This window comes from Paraburkholderia diazotrophica, assembly GCF_038900755.1.
In the GTDB taxonomy this organism is placed as follows: Bacteria; Pseudomonadota; Gammaproteobacteria; order Burkholderiales; family Burkholderiaceae; genus Paraburkholderia; species Paraburkholderia diazotrophica_A.
This window is the reverse complement of record NZ_JBBPEN010000003.1, coordinates 700,924-722,909: the sequence shown is the minus strand read 5'-3', so window position 1 is coordinate 722,909 and position 21,986 is coordinate 700,924. Positions and strand designations below refer to the sequence as shown.

Here is a 21,986-nt window from a genome sequence, read left to right as displayed (position 1 = left end):
GCGCCGCTTGCCGTTCTTCCGATGCCTGAAACGAGCGAATCATGAAAATCGTCGAACCGCGTTCAACCTTCGTCCCGTTCCCCGAGCGCTACCGGCCCGGGCGGCGCTTCGCGCTGTTCAACCTGGGCTTTCGGCCGTTCTATCTGGCGGGCGCCGTCTTTGCGGCGCTTGCGCTGACCGTATGGCTGCTGATGCTCGCAGGCGTGCCCGTCAACGGCAACTACCTGCTGAGGATCGATCCGATCGGCTGGCACGCGCACGAAATGGTGTATGGATTCGCCGCGGCGATCGTCGCGGGCTTTCTGTTGACGGCGGTCCGTGCGTGGACGGGCGTGCAGACGACGAGCCATCGCGTGCTCGCCGCGCTTGTGCTGTTGTGGCTGTGCGCGCGCGTGCTGGCCTGGAGCGGGCCCGCCGTGCCCGCCGCTATCGTCGACAGCGCGTTTCTGCCCGCTGTCGCGTTCGTGCTGCTGCGCGTGCTGGCGAAAGCGGGCAATCGTCGCAACTATTTTCTCGTGCCCGTGCTGCTGCTTTTCGGCGCGCTCAACGTCGCGTTTCATGTCCTCGTGCAGACGGGCCGGCCCGATCTCGCGCTGCGTTGCCTGTACGCGGCGGCGGGCGTCGTGGTGCTGCTGGTCAGCGTGATTGGCGCGCGCGTGATTCCGATGTTCACGTCGAACGCGATTCCTGGTTTCGTCACGCGCCGCTGGAAGCCGGTCGAAACGATCGCCGCGCCGCTGACGCTCGCCGCGCTGTTCGCCGACGCAGCCGCCGTGCATCCCGCCGCTATTGCAGCGCTGGCGTTCGCGGCCTGCGCGGTTCACTGCGCGCGCCTGATCGGCTGGCGCTCGTACAAGGTGCGCGGTCCCGCGATTCTGCTGATCCTGCACGTCGCCTATGCGTGGATGCCCGTCGGCTTTGCGCTGCTCGGCGCGAGCGCGCTCGGGTTCGTGCCGCATTCCGTCGCGTTGCATGCGTTCACGGCGGGCGTGACCGGCGGGGCGATCATCGCGATGATCACGCGGACGGCGCGCGGCCACACGGGCAGGCCGCTCGTCGCCGACAAGCGCGACGTGGCGAGCTATGTGCTCGTCACGCTCGGGTCGGCGTTGCGCATCGTCGGTCCGTTGGTCGCGCCGGGCCTCTATCAGGTTTGGATCGGCAGCGCGGGCCTGTGCTGGATCGCCGCGTTCGCGATCTACGCGCTTGCGTATGCGTTGCCGCTGACGCGTCCGCGCGCGGACGGCAAACCGGGCTAGGGCGCTTTCAATCCCGTCGATAACGCGGCGCAGTTACCCTTCGATCTTGAAGCGCGAAACGCCCGTGCGCAGTTGATTGGCGACAAGCGTCAGATCGTCGATTGCCTGCGACGACTGGCGCAGCGACTCCGCCGTCTGCTGCGCGGTCTCCGACAATTGCGACAACGCGTGCGTCATCTGGCCGGTGCTTGCGGCCTGGCTCCGCATGCGCTGGCCGACGAGCTGGAAGCGCGGCGCGAGCGCTTGCACGTCGTGAATGATCTGCGATAGTTGTCCACTGATCTGCTGCACATCGCGCATGCCGCGCCGCGCTTCGTCGGAGAACGCGTCGATGCCCGTCGCGCACGCCGCTACGGCCGACTGGATCGCCTGCACGGCCTGCTCGATGTCGTGCCTGGCGATAGCCGTCTGATCCGCGAGACGCCGTGTTTCCGCGGCGACGACGGCAAAGCCATCGCCATGTTCGCCCGCTTTTTCCGCTTCGGCCGCCGAGTTCAGCGCCAACAGGTTGGCCTGATCCGCGACCTTCGCGATCGTCGCGACCACCTGGCTGATGTCGACCGTCTTCTCGTTGAGGGCCGCGAGCTTCGCGTTCAGTGAGGCCGCCGCTTGCGTCGCGCTGCGCACCGTCGCTTCGATGTGCGCGAGGTCGCTCTGGCTCGCGCCCGCGCGCGCCGCCGACTGCCCGGCGGCAACCGACAACTCGTTCATCGCATTCGACAGATCGAGCGAAGCCGCGGCGATTTCATGCGAGGCCGCGCCGATGCGGGCCGTCGTCGCGGCTGTTTCGATAGCTGTCGCGTGCTGCTCCTTCGACGTCGCCGCGATCTCGGCGACGGAAGTCGTCACCTGCAGCGACGACTTCTGCGCCTGCGCGACGAGGCAGTTCAGCTCGTCGGCCATCCGGTTGAAGCCCTCTTCGAGCGCGTCGAATTCGTCGCGGCGTCCGAGCCTTAGCCGCTGCGTGAGATTGCCCGTGCGTATCACGTTGTGCACTTCGACGACACCCGACATCGGCACCGTGATCGCCCGATACAGCGAATAGCCCGTCACGAGCGCAACGAGCAGCGTTACGCCGAGCGCGGTCGCGAGTGTGATCTCCATGCTCGTCACCGAATCGCGTATCGCTTTCGCGGAATCGTCGGCCTGTCCGCGATTCTCGGTGACGAGCTCGTTCGCCGTGCGCAGCACGTTGTCCCACGCGGGCGCGAGCTTGACGAACGCAGCCCGCGCTTCGGGCCTCGACGTCGCGGCAAGACGCGTCGCTTCGTGCTGTTGCGGAAGGTACTGGTCCCACGCGGCCTTGAAGTCGCGAAAGTGCGCGCGGTCCTGGTCGCGAAAGAGCGTCGCCTGATATTCGGCCGATACCTGATCGAACTGACGCATGATCTGCGGCAGACGGTCGAGATCGCGCTTCGTTGCGCCGTCATCGCTGTCGACGAAGAGCGCGCGTTCGAGCGTCGCATAGCCGCTGTTTGCCGTCGCGCGCAGCGTGGTCGCGAGATAGAGGCCGGGCACGGAGTCGCGGCCCATGCTGAGCGCCTCGTCGTCCATCACGCGCAACCACGTGTACGAGATGGCGGCCGTCGCGAGCATCAGCACGAACAGCACGCCGAAGCTCAGCACGATCCGGTTGCCGAGCGACAGGCGGGCGCCGCGCTTCGGATCGGGCTGGTCAGTGTCGCTTGTACGGGACGTCGCTGTGGCCATTGGGGATGACTTTTCCGGTGAAATTGTGAGGCGGCGCGCGGGTGGTCGGATGTCCCGACGGTCATGCCGACGCTTTCGGGAAACTACGCGATCATATGGCAGTTCATTATCGCAAAAGGCGCTGGAAATCAGCGTCGAACCCGGCACTTTGCAGCACATGCGCTGGGTTCCCATGCGCAAGGCATTCGATCGCATGCCGCCGGATCGCGCGCTACAACCGCTACAACGAATCCCAACGCCACGCCTGCACCAGACGTTCGCGCAGATAATCGACGAACACGCGCACGCGCGGCGCGAGATGCTGGCTATGCGGATAGATCGCGTGCAATGGCGCGGCCGACATCCCAGATCGACTTCACGGCGATGCCCGCATCGGCGAGCGCGAGCAGATGCGCGGCCTCACCGTCGTTCGTGACGATCGCGCCGTCGATGCGCACCGCAATGCTTTCGTCGCCTTCGAAGCGCCATTCCGCGCGCCGCTGGTCGCCTATCAGGATGCAGCGGTGCGAGGCGAGATCGTGCGGATGCTTCGGCACGCCATGCTGCTCCAGATAAGCCGGCGACGCGCACAGCACGCGAAAATTCGGCGCGAGTGTCCGGGCGATCAGCGATGAATCCGCGAGGCTGCCGAAGCGGATCGCAAGATCGAAGCCGCTTTCGACGAGATCGACGACGGCGTCCGTCAATTCCAGTTGCACGTCGAGTTGCGGATGCAGCCGCTGAAAAGCGGCGACCAGCGGCGCGATTTTCTGGCGCCCGAGCTGGCCTGGCGCCGTCACGCGCAGCAGTCCGCTGACTTAATGGCGGCGCTGCGACAGCAGCTCTTCCGCCTGCTCGATTTCGTCGAGGATGCGCACGACGCGCGCATGAAACAGCGCGCCTTCTTCAGTGAGCGTCTGACGGCGCGTGGTGCGCTGGATCAGCCGCATGCCGACGCTTTTCTCCAGTTGCGCGAGCCGCTTGCTGACGACGGAGAGCGGCAGATCCATTTCCCTCGCGGCCGCCGACAGACTGCCCGCCGAGACCACACGGGAAAACGCAATCAGCGCGGGCAGGCTGTCGATCCGGGTAGGGTTCATTCTTCTCAAAAAAGAAAGGATTCGTCGATCCGGAAGCGGTATTTCTTCCGTGGCGCGAAGACTAGCATAGGGACGTTCGGGCGGCAGCCCGGCGTTGTCGCGATGCGGCGTGCATCTGATCAATCCCGTTTCATCGACCCGATTTCATCGACCCGATTTCATCGACCCCCGTTCGCTCGCCGACGAGGCACGCGACGCGATGTTCGAAGGCGCCGCGAACCGTTTGCCGGCGAAGCGCGTCGGCCAGCCGGAAGACGTCGCGAACGCGATCGTCTATCTTGCGACGACGCCTTACGCGACGGGCTCGACGGTGCTCGTCGACGAGGCGGTGCGATTGCGTGAGCGCGCGCGGCAGCGGGTCGCGTGGCATCGGGCGCGACACGCATGAAGTCGCGTCGCGTGGACGCGGGCGCTATGCGAGCTTTGCGCCCCGGTCGGCGAGCAGTTGGCGCAGCACGCTGCGGTGGCAGCGGTTCTCGTCCTCGCAGTAGCAGCCGACCGAAAAGTTCGATGTCGCCGACAACGCAGCGAGCGTGTCGAGCACCTTCGATGCATCGCCGTTGTTCATTTCCGCGCGGAACTTGCGCACGAACGCGTGCCACTCGGCATCGGTCCTGGCGGCCAGCGCCTGAGTGACGAGTTCCGGTGTCGGCGACAGGATCGGCAGCCAGACGTCGTAATAGTTGCGGCTGCCGAACTCGGCTTTCGGCACGCCGCGCGGCGGCCGCCGCACGGTGCCGATGCGCACGCCTTCATCGGGCGCGCGGTCCGAACCGAGCTGAACGATACGAATGGACATGGGAAGAGGTCTCCTGTGTGGATCGTGGTTTTAGGTTGGCTCGCAGCGGTTCGTATTCGGCTTCGTGTTGAATTCATGCCGGCTGGCCCGAGCGCTGCCACTGGCGCGGACGGCTTGCGCGTCTGCGCCGGTGCATGCTGTCAGCCGGGCGTGCAAACAGCCGGGCGTGCCGTCAGCCGAGCGTGTTCTTCATCCCGAGCACGTCGATGCGGCCGATCTGCGGCGGCCCCGTGAACAGATCGTTGGCGACGCCCATCAGCGCCTTCGCGATCGGGCCGTCGAGATGCGCCTGGCGGCCGGCCTCGTCGGGGAACGCATCGAACACGCCGTAAGTGTGCTCGGCAATCTTCAGCGCGAACCAGATCGGCGTCGTGGTTTCCTGGTTCGCCAGTTCGAGCCCTTTCTGCAGGAACGCTTCGACTTCCGCTTCTTTGCCGGGCTTCGCTTCGAAACGTGCGAACAACGCGTACTTGATGGTCATGTGACTCTCCTGTCGGGACGGCGGGTGTGCCAGTGAGCGCTTCGAGTTAACCATTGTCGCCCGTGATCGTGAACGCGCAATCGTCATCTTTGGTGTCGGCGACGATGCGCACACGGCCGGAAAAGTGTTGTCAAACGATTTCATGGAAAACACCGAGCGCCCAAATAGTTGTTTGACAACATCGCGGCGGCCATGTAGCTTTCTGGCTTGTCAGCCACCATCGAATCCCCGATCTCATGAACGAGTCCCAGATCGTCGAGCGCGAATTCGCGTCGACCGTGATGGCAGTCCCGCCGCTCGCGCGCCGCGCCGACCTGTCGCTCGACGTCGATGCCAACCAGAAGCTGATCCGCCATATCGAAGCGGGCGGCGTGCGCACGCTGCTGTACGGCGGCAACGCGAATTTCTATCACGTGGCCGTCAGCGAATATCGCGAGTTGCTCGACGTGCTGGCGGCGAGCGCCGCGCCCACGACGCGCGTGATTCCAGCCGTCGGCCCGGACTTCGGCAAGATGCTCGATCAGGCGCGCATCCTGTCGCAGACGTCGTATCGCACCGCGATGGTGTTGCCGCTCGCCGGCTTCACGACGCCCGCGGGCGTCGAGGCGGGGCTCACGCGCATCGTCGATACGGCGGGCATCCCGCTCACGCTCTACATCAAGAGCGAAGACTACGTGGACGTCGATACGCTCGCGCGCCTCGTCGATCGCGGCACGCTGATCGCGGTGAAGTACGCGATCGTCCGCGCGAATCCGGCCGACGATCCATACCTGCGGCGCCTGCTCGAAAGCGTGAGCGCTTCGCGCGTGATCTCGGGCATGGGCGAGCGCCCGGCGCTCGTGCATGTGCGCGACTTCGGCCTCGCTTCGTGGACGACGGGCTCGGGCTGCATCGCGTCGCATGCGGTGATGGCGCTGCTGGCCGCCGTCAAGGCCGGCCGCGACGCCGAAGCACAGCGCCTCTACGACGCGTTCATGCCGCTCGAAACGCTGCGCGACGAGATCTCGCTGATTCGCGTGCTGCACGATGCCGTGACGTTGACGGGCATCGCGGACATGGGCTCGATTCTGCCGCTTCTGAGCGGAACGCCCATCGAGCAGCACGCTGCCATTGCACAGGCTGCGCGCGAACTGCTCGCGTTCGAGCGAGCGTTTGCCGGCAGTGCGCGCGCGCAATGAACGGATCGCTTGAACGAATCGCTTGAACGAACCGAATGACAACGGATCGCGCCACTTGACGATCGCGCGGCGCGATCCGCATGACGTGCAGCCGCATTGCAGTGGAACCATCGCAGTGATACAGAAGCTTGATCTGGAGTGAGACGAACGTGAGCACCGACGGCAACGAACGGAAGAAGGCGAGGAAGACGCCGGAAGAACTGCGCAGCCATCGCTGGTATGGCGTGAACGATCTGCGCTCGTTCGGGCATCGCTCGCGCACCGCGCAGATGGGCTACAGCCGCGAGGAATATGCGGGCAAGCCCGTCATCGCGATCCTCAACACATGGAGCGAGATGAACCCGTGCCACACGCACTTCAAGCAGCGTGTGGAAGAAGTGAAGCGCGGCATCTGGCAGGCGGGCGGCTTTCCGATCGAACTGCCGGTGCAGACGCTTTCCGAGCCGTTCCAGAAGCCGACCACGATGCTCTACCGCAACTTCCTCGCGATGGAAGCGGAAGAGACGCTGCGTTCGTATCCCGCCGATGGCGTCGTGCTGATGGGCGGCTGCGACAAGACCACACCCGCGTTGCTGATGGGCGCGATCTCGATGGACCTGCCGACCATCTTCCTGCCCGCCGGCCCGATGCTGCGCGGCAACTGGAACGGCGCGACGCTCGGCTCCGGCTCGGATACCTGGAAATACTGGGCCGATCTGCGCGCGGGCAAGATCACGGAAGAAGACTGGCAGGGCGTCGAAGGCGGCATTGCGCGCTCGCCGGGCCACTGCATGACGATGGGCACGGCATCGACGATGACGAGCGCCGCCGAAGCGCTCGGCTTCACGCTGCCGGGCTTCGCGTCGATTCCGGCGCCCGACTCGCGTCACGCGCAGATGGCGGCGAAGACGGGCATGCGCATCGTCGACATGGTGTGGGAAGATCTGAAGCCGTCCGACATCCTCACTGCTCAATCGATCGATAACGCGGTCACGACCTGCCTCGCGCTGTCGGGCTCGACGAACGCGATCGTGCACATGATCGCGCTCGCTCGCCGCGCGGGCATCGAGCTGACGCTCGACCGCTACGACAGCCTTTCGCGCCGCACGCCCGTGCTCGCGAACATCCGGCCGACGGGCGCGTATCTGATGGAAGACTTTTATTACGCGGGTGGCTTGCAGGCGATGCTCGCGGAACTGGGCGACCTGATCGACCGCTCGCAGCGGACAGTCAACGGGCGCACGCTCGGCGAGAACCTGGAAGGCGCGCAGATCTTCAACGACGACGTGATCCGCCGGCGCGGCAATCCGCTGATGCCGGACAACGGCCTCGCTGTCCTGCGCGGCAACATCGCGCCCGATGGCGCGGTGATCAAGCCGGGCGCAGCGGAGCCGCATCTGCTCGTGCACACGGGCCGCGCGGTGGTGTTCAAGGACTACAACGACATGGCCGCGCGCATCGATAGCGAAGAACTCGACATCGACGAAAACTGCGTGATCGTGCTGCAACACGCGGGCCCTGTGGGCGCGCCGGGCATGCCCGAGTGGGGCCAGTTGCCGATTCCGAAGAAGCTGCTGCAAAAGGGCGTGCGCGACATGCTGCGCATTTCGGATGCGCGCATGAGCGGCACGAGCTATGGCGCGTGCGTGCTGCACGTGGCGCCCGAATCGTTTATCGGCGGGCCGTTTGCGCTGGTGCGCGATGGCGACCTGATCGAGCTGGATGTGCCGCAGCGCAAGCTGAACGCGCTCGTGCCCGACGATGAACTCGCGCGACGCAGGGCCGAATGGGTCACGCCCGAGCCGCGCTTCTCGCGCGGCTACGGCGCGATGCATCAGGTCCACGTGCTCCAGGCCGACAAGGGCTGCGATTTCGATTTCCTGCAACGCGGCGGCACGGGCACGACGTCCGGCGAGCCGGAGATTCACTGAGCGCGTACGTCTCGCGCGACGATGCGACACACCTGGCAGCCGTCTGTTGATCTTTGAGGAAGGGAAGCGAGCAACGAAGCAACCTCGCGGTCGCGGCGCCATGCCGTGCATCGCAATCACACCACGCAACAACATCGACACGAAGTGAAGGAGGAGATAAGGATGGAAAGGAAGCAATTTCCGGGCGTGAAAGCGGTACTGGTGATCGGCGCGTCGCTCGCCACGGCGGCGCCCGCGTTCGCGCAGAGCAGCGTGACGCTGTACGGCATCGTCGATAACGGCATCGGCTATCAGTCGAGTTCGACGACGCTCGGCTCGACGTCGGGCGGCCACTCGGCGTTCAAGATGATCACGGGCGTATGGGCGGGCAGCCGCTTCGGCCTGAAGGGCGCGGAAGACCTGGGCGGCGGCACGAAGGCGATCTTCACATTGGAAGAAGGCTTCAGCGGCAATAACGGCGCGATGTCGACGTCCAACCTGATGTTCAGCCGCCAGGCCTTCGTCGGCGTGACGAATGCCACGTATGGCACGCTGACGGCGGGCCGTCAGTATGCGTCGTACTACCAGCTGCTGTCGCCGTATAGCCCGACCACGTGGCTCACCGGCTTCTACGGCGCGCACCCCGGCGACGTGGATGGCCTCGACACGATCTATCGGGCGAACAACACGCTGCTGTATATGTCGCCGTCGCTCTACGGCTTCAAGTTCAGCGGCTCATATTCGTTTGCGGGCGTGCCGGGCAGCGTGAACCAGGGCTCGACGTGGAGCACGGCAATCCAGTACGCGCAGGGGCCGGTCGGTATTGCCGTGGGCTTCTCGCGGATCAACAACTCGACGGTCGGCGGCGGCGCATTCGGCGCCGATTCGACGACGTCGAATGCGGGCGCGCAGACGGGTGTTTCGGCTGTGACCAACGGCTATCGCACGGCGCAGGCGCAGCAGCGCTTCGCAGTCGGTCTCGGCTACACGTTCAGCAACCAGTTCGACATCACGGCAACGTATACGAACGTGCAGTACATTCCGGGCGCCGGCTCGGCGTTCCACAGCGAGGCGATCTGGAACACGGGCGGCATCGTGCTGCACTGGAAGCCGACGGCTTCATGGGACTTCGCGACGGGCTACAGCTACACGCGCGCGACGAAAGCCAACGGCATCGCGAGCAGCGCGCAGTACCAGCAGTTCAACCTGTCCGAGTACTACTCGCTGTCGAAGCGCACGGGACTGTATGCGTTGCAGGCCTATCAGCGCGCGAATGGCCAGACGCTCGGCAACAACGGTGCCGGCAATATCATCAACGCAACGGCGACGCTCGGCGACGGCTTCAATTCATCGCCGTCGTCTTCGCGCAGCATGGTCGGCGTGGGCGTGGGTATCGTGCACCGGTTCTGACGCCGATTGTTGTTCATGCATCGGAAGCAGCAAAAAGCGCCGCATTTGCGGCGCTTTTTATTGACCGCAGTCGGCGCAGACACAGGCGCTTAGCGCGCGACGTTGCGTTTCTCCGGCGGCGTGTAGTCGATCGTGACGAATGAGCCGCCCTGAAAACGTTGCGCGACGGGATCGAGCGGATTCGGTTTTGCGAGAATTTCGGCGGCGTAGTCCTCCGAATTCTGGCGCGGCTGGTAGCTGAGACGCGCGGCGCCGGCATTGTCCCAGTAGCTGCGCGTATTGTTCGACACGCCCCAGACCACCTCGAAGCCGATATCCGGCACGTCGATGCAGCGGTCGATCAGATGCAGGAAATCGTCATGGCCGAGCCATGTGCTCAAGTGCCTGAATTCGGTCGGTTTCTCGATGCAACTGCCGATGCGAATGCACACGCTTTCGATGCCATGCTTGTCCCAGTACATGCGTGCAAGCGATTCGCCCCATGCCTTGCTGAGCCCATAAAAGCCGTCGGGCCGGAACGCGCAGTCGAGCGGCAGCCTGTCTTCGACAGGGTACATGCCGATCGCGTGATTCGAGCTCGCGAACACGATGCGCCGCACGCCGTGGCGGCGCGCGCCTTCGTACACTTCGACGAGCGCGCGCAGATTGTTCTCGATGATCTCCGCAAGCGGACGCTCGACGCTCGTGCCCGCCAGATGGATCAGCACGTCGACGCCCTGCATCAGCCGGTCGACCACGGCGGGATCGCGCAGATCGCCGTGCATCACGTCTTCGCCGTCGAACAGCGGCTCGAACGCGCGGGAGCCCGCCGCCGAACGCAGATTCACGCCGCGCCCATTCAACGCGACGCGCAGGAAGCGGCCCAACTGGCCGCCTGCGCCGCTCAACGCAATCTTTTTCGTCATGGTCCAAACCTTGTGGCAAAGAGTTAGCGGGGCACTTCTCGATGTGCGCCAAGTTGTATTACAACACATCCGCGCAGCAATCGGTTCGAAGAAAAAGCCTGCGCAGAAATAGCGCGCAAGAGCCCGCAAAGCCCGTCCCGCAAGGCCCGGCCGTCTATGACATGAGCCGACATAATTGATCGATGGCCTTCGCGCGGCCGCACACCCATACTGCGTTCCGCGTGCTGAGCTGCAAAACACAACGAAACCGGCGATTCACGCAACCGTGAAATCGCCGATGCCGCCACCAACGTAGCAACCCGCCATCGGACGATCCCCGCAATCTTCTGACCGATGACAGGACTTCACATGTTTGCTTCTTTTCACTCCGTTCGTGGCAAGACCCTGCGCAGCGCTTCGGCTGCACTCGCATTCAGCGCGATGCTGTTGAGCGGCTGCGCGGCAGCCAGCGTCACGAACACGGCCCAATACTCGACGCTCACGCAAGCGAATCCGCAGAACGTCTACGTGTACACGTTCGCGAGCAATCCGGATGCGGTGAAGCTCGACAACAGCGGCATCGTCCACAAGCTGAGCGCGAGCTTCTCAGGGACGTCGCAAGCGTCGCAGCAGACGAAAGAAGCCGTCGCGGCCGGCGAGGCGTTGACGGACGAAGTGGTCGCGAAGCTGCAATCGATGGGCGTGCACGCGATCCGCACCGACGCGCCGCCGCCCGCCAACGAGAACGTGCTGATCGTGCAGGGCGATGTCGCGTCGATCGACGCGGGCGATCATCGCCGCCGCATCCTGATCGGACTCGGCGCGGGCAAGAGCGAAGTGAAGGCGCATGTGCAGGTGCTGTACAAGCCGGCGGGCGGCATGCCGCAACTCGTGCAGACCTTCGACGCCGATGCGAACAGCGGCCATATGCCGGGCGTCGCGGAAACGGCGGGTGTCGGCGCCGCGGTGGGACACGTCGCGACGTCGGCGGCGGCGGGCGGTGCGTTGCATGTCGGCTCGGAGCACAAGGGCGATACCGTCACGAGCGATGCGAAGAAGCTCGCTGATTCGGTGGCGAAGCAGGTCGCGCAGATCGGTGTCGCGGAAGGATGGATGTCGAGCGATCTCGTGAAGTAAATCGCGCGCATCAAGTCGTGTGAAGCAAGCGCGTGAAGTAAATTTCGCGAAGCAAGCACGACAGGTTGCAAATACAAATGGCGATGCCATCCGGACATCGCCATTTTTTCGTCGGAATGCAATGACGCCTGCGCGTGGCCGCAATCAGCCTTCGCGGAACAGGAAGCTATAAGCGCTCAATGCGGGCACGCCGCCCAGATGCGCATACAGTACCTTCGAGCCCTCGGGAAATTCGCCGCGCCGCACCTTGTCGATCATACCGTGCATCGACTTGCCTTCGTACACAGGGTCGGTCATCACGCCTTCGAGCCGCGCGCACAGACGAATCGCCTCCAGCGTTCCGTCGTTCGGCAGGCCGTATTCGGGGCCGCCATAGCGCGTGTCGAGCACGACATCCCGCGCGGTGATGTCGCGGCCCAGATCGACCTGTTCCGCGGTGTGCTTCGCGATGCGCGTGATCTGCTCGCGCGTCTGCTCGGGCTTCGCGGACGCGTCGATGCCGATCACGCGATCCGCGCGTCCATCCGCTGCGAAGCCGACGATCATGCCCGCCTGTGTGCTGCCCGTCACCGAGCATACGACGATGAAGTCGAACCTGAGACCAAGCTCAGCTTCCTGCTGGCGCACTTCCTCCGCGAAACCGACGAAGCCCAGACCGCCGAGGGGATGTTCCGAGCAGCCGGCGGGAATCGCATACGGCTTGCCGCCCGCGGCGCGCACGCTGTCGAGCGCTTCTTCCCAGCTCTTGCGAATGCCGATATCGAAGCCGTCGGGCACGAGCCGCACATCGGCGCCCATGATGCGCGACATCTGGATATTGCCGACGCGGTCATACACGGCGTCGTAATAGTTGACCCAATTCTCCTGCACGAGCACGCACTTCATGCCGAGATGCGCGGCGACGGCGGCCACCTGGCGCGTCTGGTTCGACTGGATGCCGCCGATCGACACGAGCGTATCGCAGCCTTGCGCGAGCGCGTCGGGGATCAGGTATTCGAGCTTGCGCGTCTTGTTGCCGCCGAACGCAAGGCCGCTGTTGCAGTCCTCGCGTTTCGCGTAAAGCTCGACCTTGCCGCCGAGATGCTGCGAGAGCCGCTTGAGCGGCTGGATCGGCGTCGGCCCGAAGGTCAGTGGATAGCGGGGGAAGCGTTGCAGGTTCATGGTCGAGGGTCCGGTGGTCTGGGAAGGGCGCGTGTCGGCGTCCGATGCTTGCACGCAAACGAAGGCGCAAACGAAGCCGCGCTGACAGACATGATAAAAAAGACCTCGCGAAATGAGCTTGCGAAATAAAAAGGCCGGAGATACTTTTAAAAGGTTGTATCCATCATCGACATTCTTTTGTTTTCTACTATGCCCTATGTGCGCAACGAAATTAGGCAGACCCGGTACAAGCACGAGTCGAACCGAACCAGCGCCGCTTTCGCAACGCGATCGCATCGACCGCGCGATTCTCAAGCAGCTCCAGCAGGACGCATCGATTTCGAACGTCGCGCTCGCGGCGAAGGTGAAGCTGAGCGCGCCCGCCTGCTTGCGGCGCGTCGAACGGCTCAAGGAGATGGGGCTGATCCGCGCGACGGTCGCGCTGCTCGATCCGAAAGCGGTCGGCGCGGGGATGCTGGTGGTGATCGGCGTCGTGCTCGACCGCTCGACGCCCGAGACGTTCGCTGCGTTCGAAAAGGCCGCGCAAAAGGTGTCGGGCTGCATGGAGTGCCATGTCGTCACGGGCGAGTTCGACTATTTCATGCTCGTGCGAACACGCGATAGCGAGAGCTTCAACCGTCTGCACGCGGAGCAATTGCTGTACCTGCCCGGCGTGCGGCAAATCCGCAGCTTCATGGTGCTCAAGGAGATCCTCTCCACGACCCGATTTCCGCTTTGATACGCACAACGCGCCGTGGCGTCAGGGTTTGAACGGCATGCCCGCAACGGCGCGCCCTTATACAATAGCCACTCGGACCCGGCCAGATAACGCAAGGCCTGGCCGGGGCTGGCCGGGTCTTGCCGGAAAGGACGATCGGACATCGGGCGATGAGCGACGATACTAAACTCGCCGGCAATGCGGCCGGAACCGACGCGGAACGACACGCTCCGCACGCGACGCAGCGCGCCAAGGCGAGCAGCATGCATGCGCGCGCCACGGACCTCAGCACCGAATGGCTGCACCTGTGGGCCGAGTCCACCACCGACTACGCGATCTTTGCGCTCTCGCCGGATGGCACGATCATCAGCTGGAACCGCGGCGGCGAGGCTATTCACGGCTACGCGACAGACGAGATTCTCGGCCAGCACGTGCGCGTGCTCTACACCGAAGAAGACCGTAGCGCAGGCCTGCCCGAGACGGGGCTCAACCGCGCGCGTGACGAGGGCCGCTATGAAAGCGAAGGCTGGCGCGTGCGCAAGGACGGCAGCCTTTTTTGGGCGAACGTCATCATGACGGCGCTGTATTCGCCCGCTGGCGAACTGCTCGGCTATGGCCGCGTCGTGCGCGACATGAGCGACAAGAAGAATGCGTACGATGCCGCGATGGAAAGCGACCGGCGCTTTCGTCTGCTCGTGCAGGGCGTGAACGACTACGCGATCTTCATGCTGTCGCCGGAAGGTTACGTGACGAACTGGAACCCGGGCGCGCGGCGCATCAAGGGCTACACGGACGAGCAGATCATCGGTTCGCATTTCTCGTGCTTCTACACGCCGGAAGATGCCGCTGCAGGCGTGCCGCAACGCGGGCTCGCGACGGCCGCGCGCGAAGGGCGCTTCGAAGCGGAAGGCTGGCGCGTGCGGCGCGACGGCAGCCGCTTCTGGGCGCACGTCGTGATCGATGCAATACGCGACGATCACGGCGCGCTGATCGGCTTTGCGAAGATTACGCGCGACGTCACCGAGCGTCGCCAGGCAGCGGAACTGCTCGACCAGACGCGCCACGCGCTGTTCCAGTCGCAGAAGATGGAAGCGCTCGGCCAGTTGACGGGCGGCGTCGCGCACGACTTCAACAACGTGCTGCAAGTGTTGCGCGGCAACCTCGAACTGCTCGGCGCGCGACAGGACGATGCGTGGAGCAGGGCGCGCATCGGCCGCGCGATCGAGGCCGTCGAACGCGGGTCGAAGCTCGCGTCGCAACTGCTTGCGTTCGGGCGCCGCCAGGCGCTGTTGCCCGTCGTCGCGAATCTGCGCGACGTGCTGCGCGGCATGGAAGATCTGTTGCGCCGCGCGCTCGGCGAACGCGTGCGCGTGAAGATCCACGACACGCCTGCGGATGGCGAGCTGTGGAACGTGCTCGTCGATACGCATCAGCTCGAAAACGTCGTGCTCAATCTCGCGATCAACTCGCGCGATGCGATGCCGGCAGGCGGCGTACTGACGCTCGAACTGTCGAATGCCGTGCTCGACAGGCGGGCCACGGCGGCATCGCAGACCGAGCCCGGCGACTATGTGAAGCTGACCGTCACCGATACGGGCACGGGCATGAGCGCCGAAGTCGTCGAGCGCGCGTTCGATCCGTTCTACACGACGAAGCCCGAAGGACAGGGCACGGGCCTGGGCCTGAGCATGGCATACGGCTTCGTGCTGCAAAGCGGCGGGCATATCGAACTGTCGAGCACGCCGGACGTGGGTACGACGGTGACGATCTATCTGCCGCGCTCGCGCGAAGCGGCTGTCACGCGGCCCGTCGAGCCAGCCGTGACGGAGCTGGAGACGAACCTGCGCGGAAACGAAACGGTGCTCATCGTCGAAGACGACCGGCGCGTGCAACTGACCGTGGTCGACATGCTGTCGCAACTCGGCTATAGCGTGCTGACAGCCAACGACGCATCGGAAGCACTGACCGTGTTGCGCAGCGGCGTAAAGGTCGACTTGCTGTTCAGCGACATCGTGATGCCCGGGCCGCTGCTGAGCCCGGAGATGGCACGCCAGGCGCTGCTGATGCGGCCCGCGTTGAAGGTGCTCTTCACGTCGGGCCATACGCGCGACACGACGGGGCTCGACGCGCAGATCCGCGACGGCGCCGATCTGCTGCAAAAGCCGTACAGCCGTTTGCAACTGGCGCGCAAGCTGCGCGACATGCTCGACGGCACGCCGCTCGCGACGCGCGCCGACGAGGCCGCGCCGACTCGCGTGCTGAGCATACTCGTCGTGGAAGACGAGCCGGATGCGCGCGAGGCGCTATGCGAGCTGCTCGGCATGCTGGGTCATCGATACGAGGCAGCGAGCGACGCGGAAGAGGCGCTGGCCTGGCTGCAACGTCAGCCGTTCGATGTGCTGTTCACCGATCTCACGTTGCCCGGCATGTCAGGCCTCGATCTCGCGCGCAAAGCGATCGGCATGAAGTCGGCGGACAGAGTTGTATTCGCTTCGGGCGCCGAAGCGCCGTTGCGCGACGCATCGCTGACATTCGCATGGACTTCGTTGCGCAAGCCCTATTCATTCGATCAACTGAAGCAAGCGCTCGATTCGCACGATTCGCGCGAGTAGTGCGCGAGATTCAACGCCTGCCATCCGACGGCTTCGACGTCTTGCCGTCGTCGCCTTCGTTCTTGCCGCTCTTTCGCGCGGCTTCCCGATGTGCAACGGTTCCCGCCTCGCGCAACGCCTCGACGATCGCCGCGTACGCGCGATGACGCGTCGCTTCATCCGGCGCGCGCAACGCAAACGACGGGTGATAGGTCGGCACGACGTGGCGGCCGCCGTGCTCGAGCACCTTGCCGACTACCGCCTGAAGCCGCGCATCGCGGTCATCGAGGATCGCCTTCAACGCGGTCGCGCCGAGCGCGACGATCACACGCGGCCCGACCGAACTCAGCTCGCGCTCCAGCCAGTAGTGACATGCATCGATCTCGCGCTGCGCGGGTGTCTTGTGCATCCTGCGCTTGCCGCGCGGTTCCCATTTGAAATGCTTGACGGCATTGGTCACGTACACATCGTGGCGGGCCACGCCCGCTTCTTCGAGCGCATCGTCGAGCAACTGGCCAGCAGGGCCGACGAACGGCTTGCCCTGCTGGTCTTCCTTGTCGCCCGGCTGCTCGCCGACGAGCATGATCGGCGCGCGCTTCGGCCCGATGCCGCCGACGGCTTGCGTCGCCTTCGACCACAACGCGCAACGCCGGCAATCGTGGAGGCGCTCCGGTTGCTGATCGGGCTCGACGTCCGCATCGTTGCGCGCAGCGCGTTTCGACGAAGCTGGTTCATCGGATGGCGGAGTGGTTTTGCGAGGGCTCATGACGTCGTTCGAAGATGTGCGCGCTGCATGTATCGTCGATGCGAGCAATAGACGTTCCTTTGCGGACCACGTGTCGTCCCGTTTCGATTCACATTGCGATATGGCGCCAATCAAGGCGCCCGTCAACGCAGCGGAATGCTTTTTGCGGTACGACAGAGCGAGGCAGTACCGAATGATGACCCACTCTGGAGGCCATATGAGCACACTGAATCCCGACGATGAAGGACGTCCCGAGGTGCAGCAGGCGGGGCACGACAACGCATCGCTTGGCCCGAGCGATTCTTCCGATAGCGGCAGCGACGTGACGGGCGCGAAGCGTCACGACTTCGACAAGGAAAACGAGCTCGACAATCACGCGCTCGAAACAGGCGAAGCCGAACTCTCGAGCGATTCGGATCGCGCAGGCACGGGTGAACGCGCATCCGCCGATGGCGATTCGACGCTCGAACAGAACGAAGACATCGATGTGGACCGGGTGATCGGCGCGACGGGAGAAGAAGAGCCGGAAGAAGGCGTCGACGGCGATTTGACGGAAGGCTCCATCGAAGACGTACAAACCGATGACGAACAGGACGAACGAGACGAGCGAAAGACCTGATGCATGACGATGCGTTGCATGAACGCACGGCAGTGCATGCGGGCGCATGCCTTGCTCAATTCAATGCGTCACGGAATGCATAGCGGGACGGCAGAGCACCGCCGTCCTTGACCGAACGAAGTCAGCAAGAAGGGAGGCATCATGTCGCTCATCGTTGCCGCACGATTCACCACTTTTCCGGCAGCCGAAGCCGCTGCCGAACGGCTCTTTGGGGCCGGTTTCGTCGAAGAAGACGTGTCGCTGTTCTTCGTCAATCCGCGGGGGCAACACGCGCGCTATCCGATCGGCGGAGACCAGAACAAGGACGCCGCTTCCGTCGATGCGCCGAAGGGCGCGGGCATGGGCGTGACGATAGGCGCCGTTATTGGCGCGATTGTCGGCGTCGGCATTTTCACGGCGTTTTCAGCGCCTGTGCTGGTGTCCGCGATCGCGGCCGGGGTCGGCGCATATATCGGCTCGCTGATCGGCGCGATGTACAAGACGCGCGACAACGGCAAGAACGTGCGGCCCGAGCATGTTCATTACGAGCAGCGCGACTCGGGCGTGCTGCTCGCCGTCCATGTGACGCCGGACTCGCAGCAGCAGGCTGCGCAAGTGCTGAGCGACGCGGGGGGCGCGTCGATCGAACGCGCGACGGGGCGCTGGCAACAGGGACGCTGGGCGGATTTCGATCCGACACGCGCGCCGCAGCCGATGCGAGCCGAACAATCCGTCGGGGACAGGCCGCGCGAACGGCATGCATGACAGACGACAGACCGTCTGTCGAAAGGTCAAATACGGCGCTATAGACAAAACGAACAGACAAAACGAACGCAGCGCGCGGCGTCGATGCCGCGCGCTGCGTTCTTTCATTGGGCTTTCGCCGCATTCGTTGCCCTTGTTCAGGGCAAGCGCGATGCAGTACGAGTCAATCAGGAGTCAATCAGCCGGATCGTTTACGCGTTTAGCGATGCAATGCCGCGTGACGCTTCGCCTCGTCCGCTTGCGCGATCAGCGGCCTTCGTCCTCGTCTTCTTCATCATCCAGGTCGTCCTCGATTTCGTCTTCGTCTTCGAGCAGTATGCGGCCCATACCGACGCCCACATCCTTGTCCGCGTAGGGTTGGCGCGGGGCGTTTTCGTCCGGGGCGTAATTCTTTCTGACCATTGGCAGCTCCATGAAGAAAGGTGAACGGACCGGCAGAGGGAGCAGGCAGCGCGCCTGCATCCTTCGGCTGGCTGGCTATACATGATGCTCTCGTGCGATCCGCGCGACCAGCGGTAAGTGATCCGATGCAACGCGCGCGAGCATGCTGCGATGCACATGCACGTCGAGCAGGCGGCTCGCCGGGTGCATCCAGATGCGGTCGAGCGCGAATACGGGGAAGCGCGACGGAAACGTGCGCGGCGCGGGCGCGGCGCGAAAATGCGTGACGAGCATGCGCAGCGCGTGACCCCAGACAAACCATTCGTTGATGTCGCCCATCAGGATCACCGGCATGCGCGGCGTGTCGAACGCGGCGATCAGCGCGCGAATCTGCGCGCGGCGTTCGCGCGCCGACAGCCCCAGGTGCGTCGCGACGACGCGCAGCGCGCCCGCCGCGCCGCTCGCGCGTCCTGTTTCGACATCGACATCGACATCGAGCGCGCCGCGCGCTTCGCGCCTGCCGAACGACAGATCGAGCGCGCGTGTCGCGCGGATCGGCAGGCGGCTCAGGATCGCGTTGCCATAGCGGCGCGCGGGCGTATCGAGCGTCGGACCCGCGATGGCCTCCATACCCGTCGTTTCGCGCAAGATGGGCAGCGCATTCGGCGCGAAGCTGCCGCCTAGCGGGACTTCCTGCAATGCAACGACGTCCGCGTCGAGTTCGGCGATCACCGCGGCGATCCGCTCGGCCGAACGCCCGCCGTCCGTGCCGATCGCGCCGTGGATGTTGTACGTGGCAATGCGCAGCGCCTGCGCGTCGACGTGGGTCGCTGCGGCGGGCGCTTCGGCGTGCTGGTTCAGTTGCGCCTCGTTCATATGCGGTTCATGTGCGGTTCATGTACGGCGCGCGAAGAGACGTTGCAGCGCAATCGACAGCCCGATCAGCGCCGCGCCTATCAACGCGACGAGCCCGAGCCCGGCCGCGGTCGGATGCCGGACGGCGGCGACCAGTTGATGCGCGAAGGTCGTCGCGAGCACGATGCCGGGCGCCATGCCGAGCGCCGTGCCCGCGAGGAAATCGCGCAGTCCGATATGCGACGCGCCCGCGGCGAGATTGATCACGGTGAACGGCGCGATCGGGACGACGCGCAGCACGATCACCGCGATGAGCCCCCGTTTGCCGAGCTTTTCGCTGATGCGGTTGAGGCGGCTGCCTGCGAGCCGTCGCACGGCGTCGTGGCCGAGCGATGCGCCCGCGTAGTACGTGATGAACGCCGAGATCATCGTGCCCGTGAACGCGTAGGCGCTGCCCGCGAGCGCGCCGAACACGAAGCCGCTGACGGCGATCAGCAGCGTGACGGGCACCGACACGCTCGCGGCGATCGCATACACCGCGACGATCGCGAGCGGCCCTAGACGCGACGCATGCAACTGCTGCGCGCCGTGCACGAGCGCGGAAAAACTGATCGCGTCGCGCAGCGGCGTGAAGCGCCACAGCGCAGCGAGCACGACGACGATCAACGCGAGCGCGCCGAACGCGAGCAGCTTGCCCGTCAGCGGACGGCTGCGCTCTTCGGGCAGAAAGTGCTGTACGAGCTCATGCGGCGCGATGGGCGCTTCCGCATCGAGCACCGACACGCGTGCCGCCAGATCTTCGAGGTCGCCGGACACGACGGGATCGAGCGGCATCAGCGTGCGCTTGCCGTGGCGCAGCGTGGCGATGGCCTCGTTGAGTCGTTGCGTGCCGAGCGCGCGTTGCACGTCGTCGGGCGAGACGTCGAGATGTTCTGCAAGCAGGCGGTCGCGCACCGACGCGATGGCTGCCTGCACACGCGGCTCGCCACGCGCGTCGAGCGCAATGTTGCATTCGGTGTCGAGGACCATCGAGCGGTTGTTGAGGTTCGCGCTGCCTATGATCAGCAGTTCGTCGTCGACGATCATCAGCTTGCTGTGCACGTTGATGATCTGTCCGCCGATGCTGCCGATGGTCGGCGCATACATCGCGTAACGCCCGTGGCCGTCGGCGCGCCTCAGCGATTCGTGCAGCTTCGCGCGCAGCACGCCCATCGTCGCGTCCTGAAGCCAGCCGCTTTGCCGCTCGGGACCGACCACGGCGATATCGGGGCCGTCGCTGTCGGCAAGACGCGCGGCGAGACTCGCGCCGACACGGCTCGCTGTGAAGTACTGGTTCTCGATGTAGATGCTGTGCTTCGCGGCTGCGATCGCATCGAGATACAACTGCTGGATCTGCGCGACGACGGGCCGTCCTTCATACGCGGGCTCCGTCAGCGAGATGCCGAGCTCGACGTCTTCGATATCGGGGATCACATCGGTGGGCCAGATATGCGCGCGATCGTGTGCTTCATGTGCTTCATGTCCTTCGTGCGTCGGTGTGTGCGAGAGATCGAGCGGCTTGCCCGTCGCGCGCTGCCAGCGCTCGCGCACGAGCACGCCGATGGCGCGCGCGGCATCGCCGTCGAACATCGCCTGCACGTCGTGCATCGGCTGATAGCGCGCATCGTCGGCGTTGCGGCGCAGCGGCGCGTCGGGGTCGTGCGCGGGCGTGTCCCAGCGCGAACGCGTGAGGTCGATGCCGCCCGCGAACGCGAGCGCGTCATCGATGACGACGATCTTCTGATGATGTGACGCGCCAAGCGGATGGCGTCCGTCCTGGCGAAAGCGAATGCGCCGATGCGTGCGCCAGCCCATCTTGTACACCGGGAGCCATTCGCGTTCGAACGCGTAGAGCATCGCGAAGTCCCACGCGAGGATGTGGATGCGCAAGTGCCGGTTCTTTTCAGCGATCGCGCAGAGGAAGTCCGCGAGCCCCGCGGGCAAGTCGTCTTGCGGTTCGCCGGGAACGAGCTTCAGGCGGCTGTCGATGTCCCAGCCGACGATGTAGATCGAATGAGTCGCGCGCATCATCGCCGCTCGAAGCGTCGAGAAGTATTCGGCGGCGTCGATCAGGATGCGAAAGTGGCCGGCTTTTTCTCGTTGCTGGCAATTGCGCGTGGGTCGGAGCAGCGAGTGTGAGCCATGTCGAGAGGGCAATCGTGGTGTGACGTTGAGGGCTTGATTCATCGGTGCGCTGTGCGTTTTGTTAAAACCCTCGCTATGTATTGCGGGTCATGAAACGTCATCGGATCGAGCAAGTCCCATTCCTCCGTCATGCTGCTGCGCAACCGTACACGTCACAGGAACACGGCTTGCCGCACTACAGGA

Annotated in this window: 17 protein-coding genes and 3 pseudogenes; 10 read left to right on the top strand and 10 right to left on the bottom strand. The window is 64.8% G+C overall.

Annotated features, from left to right (window positions below; genetic code table 11):
• The first annotated feature begins 41 nt into the window (after window positions 1-41).
• Complete coding sequence (locus tag AABE10_RS13275; RefSeq protein ID WP_342933693.1) at window positions 42-1,259, top strand: NnrS family protein; 1,218 nt, start codon at window positions 42-44, stop codon at window positions 1,257-1,259.
• Window positions 1,260-1,292: 33 nt separating this feature from the next.
• On the opposite strand, the gene AABE10_RS13270 is transcribed toward AABE10_RS13275, so the two are convergent.
• Window positions 1,293-2,969, bottom strand: a complete 1,677-nt coding sequence (locus tag AABE10_RS13270) for a methyl-accepting chemotaxis protein (RefSeq protein ID WP_342933692.1) — start codon at window positions 2,967-2,969, stop codon at window positions 1,293-1,295.
• 220 nt (window positions 2,970-3,189) lie between these two features.
• A pseudogene (locus tag AABE10_RS13265) lies at window positions 3,190-4,048 on the bottom strand (LysR family transcriptional regulator).
• Between the two features lie 175 nt (window positions 4,049-4,223).
• Between AABE10_RS13265 and AABE10_RS13260 the strand changes: the two are divergent.
• Window positions 4,224-4,390: pseudogene (locus AABE10_RS13260) on the top strand (SDR family oxidoreductase); the annotation flags it as partial.
• 70 nt (window positions 4,391-4,460) lie between these two features.
• Here AABE10_RS13260 and AABE10_RS13255 read toward each other — a convergent pair.
• Window positions 4,461-4,847, bottom strand: coding sequence for a DUF488 domain-containing protein (locus AABE10_RS13255; protein WP_342933691.1), 387 nt, complete (start codon window positions 4,845-4,847; stop codon window positions 4,461-4,463).
• A 172-nt stretch (window positions 4,848-5,019) separates the two neighbouring features.
• Window positions 5,020-5,328 carry a putative quinol monooxygenase gene (locus AABE10_RS13250; protein WP_090865212.1) on the bottom strand — a complete coding sequence of 103 codons (309 nt, stop codon included), beginning with the start codon at window positions 5,326-5,328 and terminating at the stop codon, window positions 5,020-5,022.
• 236 nt (window positions 5,329-5,564) lie between these two features.
• Here AABE10_RS13250 and AABE10_RS13245 point away from each other — a divergent pair, with 236 nt between their 5' ends.
• The 3 genes from AABE10_RS13245 (at window position 5,565) to AABE10_RS13235 (ending at window position 9,805) form a co-directional block, all read left to right on the top strand.
• Window positions 5,565-6,506 (top strand): dihydrodipicolinate synthase family protein, encoded by a 942-nt coding sequence (locus AABE10_RS13245; protein ID WP_342933690.1) that lies wholly within the window; start codon window positions 5,565-5,567, stop codon window positions 6,504-6,506.
• Between the two features lie 149 nt (window positions 6,507-6,655).
• A complete protein-coding gene (gene araD / locus AABE10_RS13240; protein WP_342933689.1) occupies window positions 6,656-8,416 on the top strand; it encodes an L-arabinonate dehydratase in 1,761 nt (586 codons plus the stop codon).
• Between the two features lie 162 nt (window positions 8,417-8,578).
• Entirely contained in the window at window positions 8,579-9,805 is a 1,227-nt protein-coding gene (locus AABE10_RS13235) for a porin (RefSeq protein WP_342933688.1), read from the top strand.
• A gap of 89 nt (window positions 9,806-9,894) precedes the next feature.
• Here the strand turns inward: AABE10_RS13235 and AABE10_RS13230 are convergent, their stop codons facing one another.
• Window positions 9,895-10,710, bottom strand: coding sequence for an NAD(P)-dependent oxidoreductase (locus AABE10_RS13230; protein WP_342933687.1), 816 nt, complete (start codon window positions 10,708-10,710; stop codon window positions 9,895-9,897).
• A 348-nt stretch (window positions 10,711-11,058) separates the two neighbouring features.
• On the opposite strand from AABE10_RS13230, the gene AABE10_RS13225 reads away from it, so the two are divergent.
• Window positions 11,059-11,826, top strand: coding sequence for a DUF4410 domain-containing protein (locus AABE10_RS13225; protein WP_342933686.1), 768 nt, complete (start codon window positions 11,059-11,061; stop codon window positions 11,824-11,826).
• 144 nt (window positions 11,827-11,970) lie between these two features.
• Here the strand turns inward: AABE10_RS13225 and AABE10_RS13220 are convergent, their stop codons facing one another.
• On the bottom strand, window positions 11,971-12,987 hold the full coding sequence (locus tag AABE10_RS13220; RefSeq protein WP_342933685.1) for a 1-aminocyclopropane-1-carboxylate deaminase: 1,017 nt from the start codon (window positions 12,985-12,987) through the stop codon (window positions 11,971-11,973).
• 196 nt (window positions 12,988-13,183) lie between these two features.
• Here AABE10_RS13220 and AABE10_RS13215 point away from each other — a divergent pair, with 196 nt between their 5' ends.
• Window positions 13,184-13,705, top strand: a complete 522-nt coding sequence (locus tag AABE10_RS13215) for an Lrp/AsnC family transcriptional regulator (RefSeq protein ID WP_342933684.1) — start codon at window positions 13,184-13,186, stop codon at window positions 13,703-13,705.
• Window positions 13,706-13,854: 149 nt separating this feature from the next.
• Complete coding sequence (locus AABE10_RS13210) at window positions 13,855-16,296, top strand: PAS domain S-box protein (protein ID WP_342933683.1); 2,442 nt, start codon at window positions 13,855-13,857, stop codon at window positions 16,294-16,296.
• A gap of 10 nt (window positions 16,297-16,306) precedes the next feature.
• On the opposite strand, the gene AABE10_RS13205 is transcribed toward AABE10_RS13210, so the two are convergent.
• Window positions 16,307-17,074: a UdgX family uracil-DNA binding protein gene (locus tag AABE10_RS13205; protein ID WP_428983317.1), complete on the bottom strand. Its 768-nt coding sequence runs from the start codon at window positions 17,072-17,074 to the stop codon at window positions 16,307-16,309.
• Window positions 17,075-17,237: 163 nt separating this feature from the next.
• Here AABE10_RS13205 and AABE10_RS13200 point away from each other — a divergent pair.
• Window positions 17,238-17,516 (top strand): annotated as a pseudogene (locus AABE10_RS13200) (chemotaxis protein); the annotation flags it as partial.
• Between the two features lie 264 nt (window positions 17,517-17,780).
• Window positions 17,781-18,383 carry a glycine zipper domain-containing protein gene (locus AABE10_RS13195; RefSeq protein ID WP_342933680.1) on the top strand — a complete coding sequence of 201 codons (603 nt, stop codon included), beginning with the start codon at window positions 17,781-17,783 and terminating at the stop codon, window positions 18,381-18,383.
• A gap of 246 nt (window positions 18,384-18,629) precedes the next feature.
• Here the strand turns inward: AABE10_RS13195 and AABE10_RS13190 are convergent, their stop codons facing one another.
• The 3 genes from AABE10_RS13190 to AABE10_RS13180 form a co-directional block, all read right to left on the bottom strand.
• A complete protein-coding gene (locus AABE10_RS13190) occupies window positions 18,630-18,785 on the bottom strand; it encodes a hypothetical protein (protein ID WP_342933679.1) in 156 nt (51 codons plus the stop codon).
• A 75-nt stretch (window positions 18,786-18,860) separates the two neighbouring features.
• Complete coding sequence (locus AABE10_RS13185) at window positions 18,861-19,640, bottom strand: endonuclease/exonuclease/phosphatase family protein (protein WP_342933678.1); 780 nt, start codon at window positions 19,638-19,640, stop codon at window positions 18,861-18,863.
• An 18-nt stretch (window positions 19,641-19,658) separates the two neighbouring features.
• Window positions 19,659-21,845, bottom strand: a complete 2,187-nt coding sequence (locus tag AABE10_RS13180; RefSeq protein WP_342933677.1) for a VTT domain-containing protein — start codon at window positions 21,843-21,845, stop codon at window positions 19,659-19,661.
• Window positions 21,846-21,986 lie beyond the last annotated feature (141 nt).

What these genes read in the sequence shown, in the direction of transcription:
- AABE10_RS13185 (WP_342933678.1), bottom strand. Translation starts at nt 19,640, where the DNA reads ATGAACGAGGCGCAACTGAACCAGCACGCCGAAGCGCCCGCCGCAGCG.
- AABE10_RS13270 (WP_342933692.1), bottom strand. Translation starts at nt 2,969, where the DNA reads ATGGCCACAGCGACGTCCCGTACAAGCGACACTGACCAGCCCGATCCG.
- AABE10_RS13245 (WP_342933690.1), top strand. Translation starts at nt 5,565, where the DNA reads ATGAACGAGTCCCAGATCGTCGAGCGCGAATTCGCGTCGACCGTGATG.
- AABE10_RS13180 (WP_342933677.1), bottom strand. Translation starts at nt 21,845, where the DNA reads ATGAATCAAGCCCTCAACGTCACACCACGATTGCCCTCTCGACATGGC.
- AABE10_RS13190 (WP_342933679.1), bottom strand. Translation starts at nt 18,785, where the DNA reads ATGGTCAGAAAGAATTACGCCCCGGACGAAAACGCCCCGCGCCAACCC.
- AABE10_RS13215 (WP_342933684.1), top strand. Translation starts at nt 13,184, where the DNA reads ATGTGCGCAACGAAATTAGGCAGACCCGGTACAAGCACGAGTCGAACC.
- AABE10_RS13230 (WP_342933687.1), bottom strand. Translation starts at nt 10,710, where the DNA reads ATGACGAAAAAGATTGCGTTGAGCGGCGCAGGCGGCCAGTTGGGCCGC.
- AABE10_RS13235 (WP_342933688.1), top strand. Translation starts at nt 8,579, where the DNA reads ATGGAAAGGAAGCAATTTCCGGGCGTGAAAGCGGTACTGGTGATCGGC.
- AABE10_RS13195 (WP_342933680.1), top strand. Translation starts at nt 17,781, where the DNA reads ATGTCGCTCATCGTTGCCGCACGATTCACCACTTTTCCGGCAGCCGAA.
- AABE10_RS13220 (WP_342933685.1), bottom strand. Translation starts at nt 12,987, where the DNA reads ATGAACCTGCAACGCTTCCCCCGCTATCCACTGACCTTCGGGCCGACG.
- AABE10_RS13225 (WP_342933686.1), top strand. Translation starts at nt 11,059, where the DNA reads ATGTTTGCTTCTTTTCACTCCGTTCGTGGCAAGACCCTGCGCAGCGCT.
- AABE10_RS13210 (WP_342933683.1), top strand. Translation starts at nt 13,855, where the DNA reads ATGAGCGACGATACTAAACTCGCCGGCAATGCGGCCGGAACCGACGCG.
- AABE10_RS13250 (WP_090865212.1), bottom strand. Translation starts at nt 5,328, where the DNA reads ATGACCATCAAGTACGCGTTGTTCGCACGTTTCGAAGCGAAGCCCGGC.
- AABE10_RS13275 (WP_342933693.1), top strand. Translation starts at nt 42, where the DNA reads ATGAAAATCGTCGAACCGCGTTCAACCTTCGTCCCGTTCCCCGAGCGC.
- AABE10_RS13255 (WP_342933691.1), bottom strand. Translation starts at nt 4,847, where the DNA reads ATGTCCATTCGTATCGTTCAGCTCGGTTCGGACCGCGCGCCCGATGAA.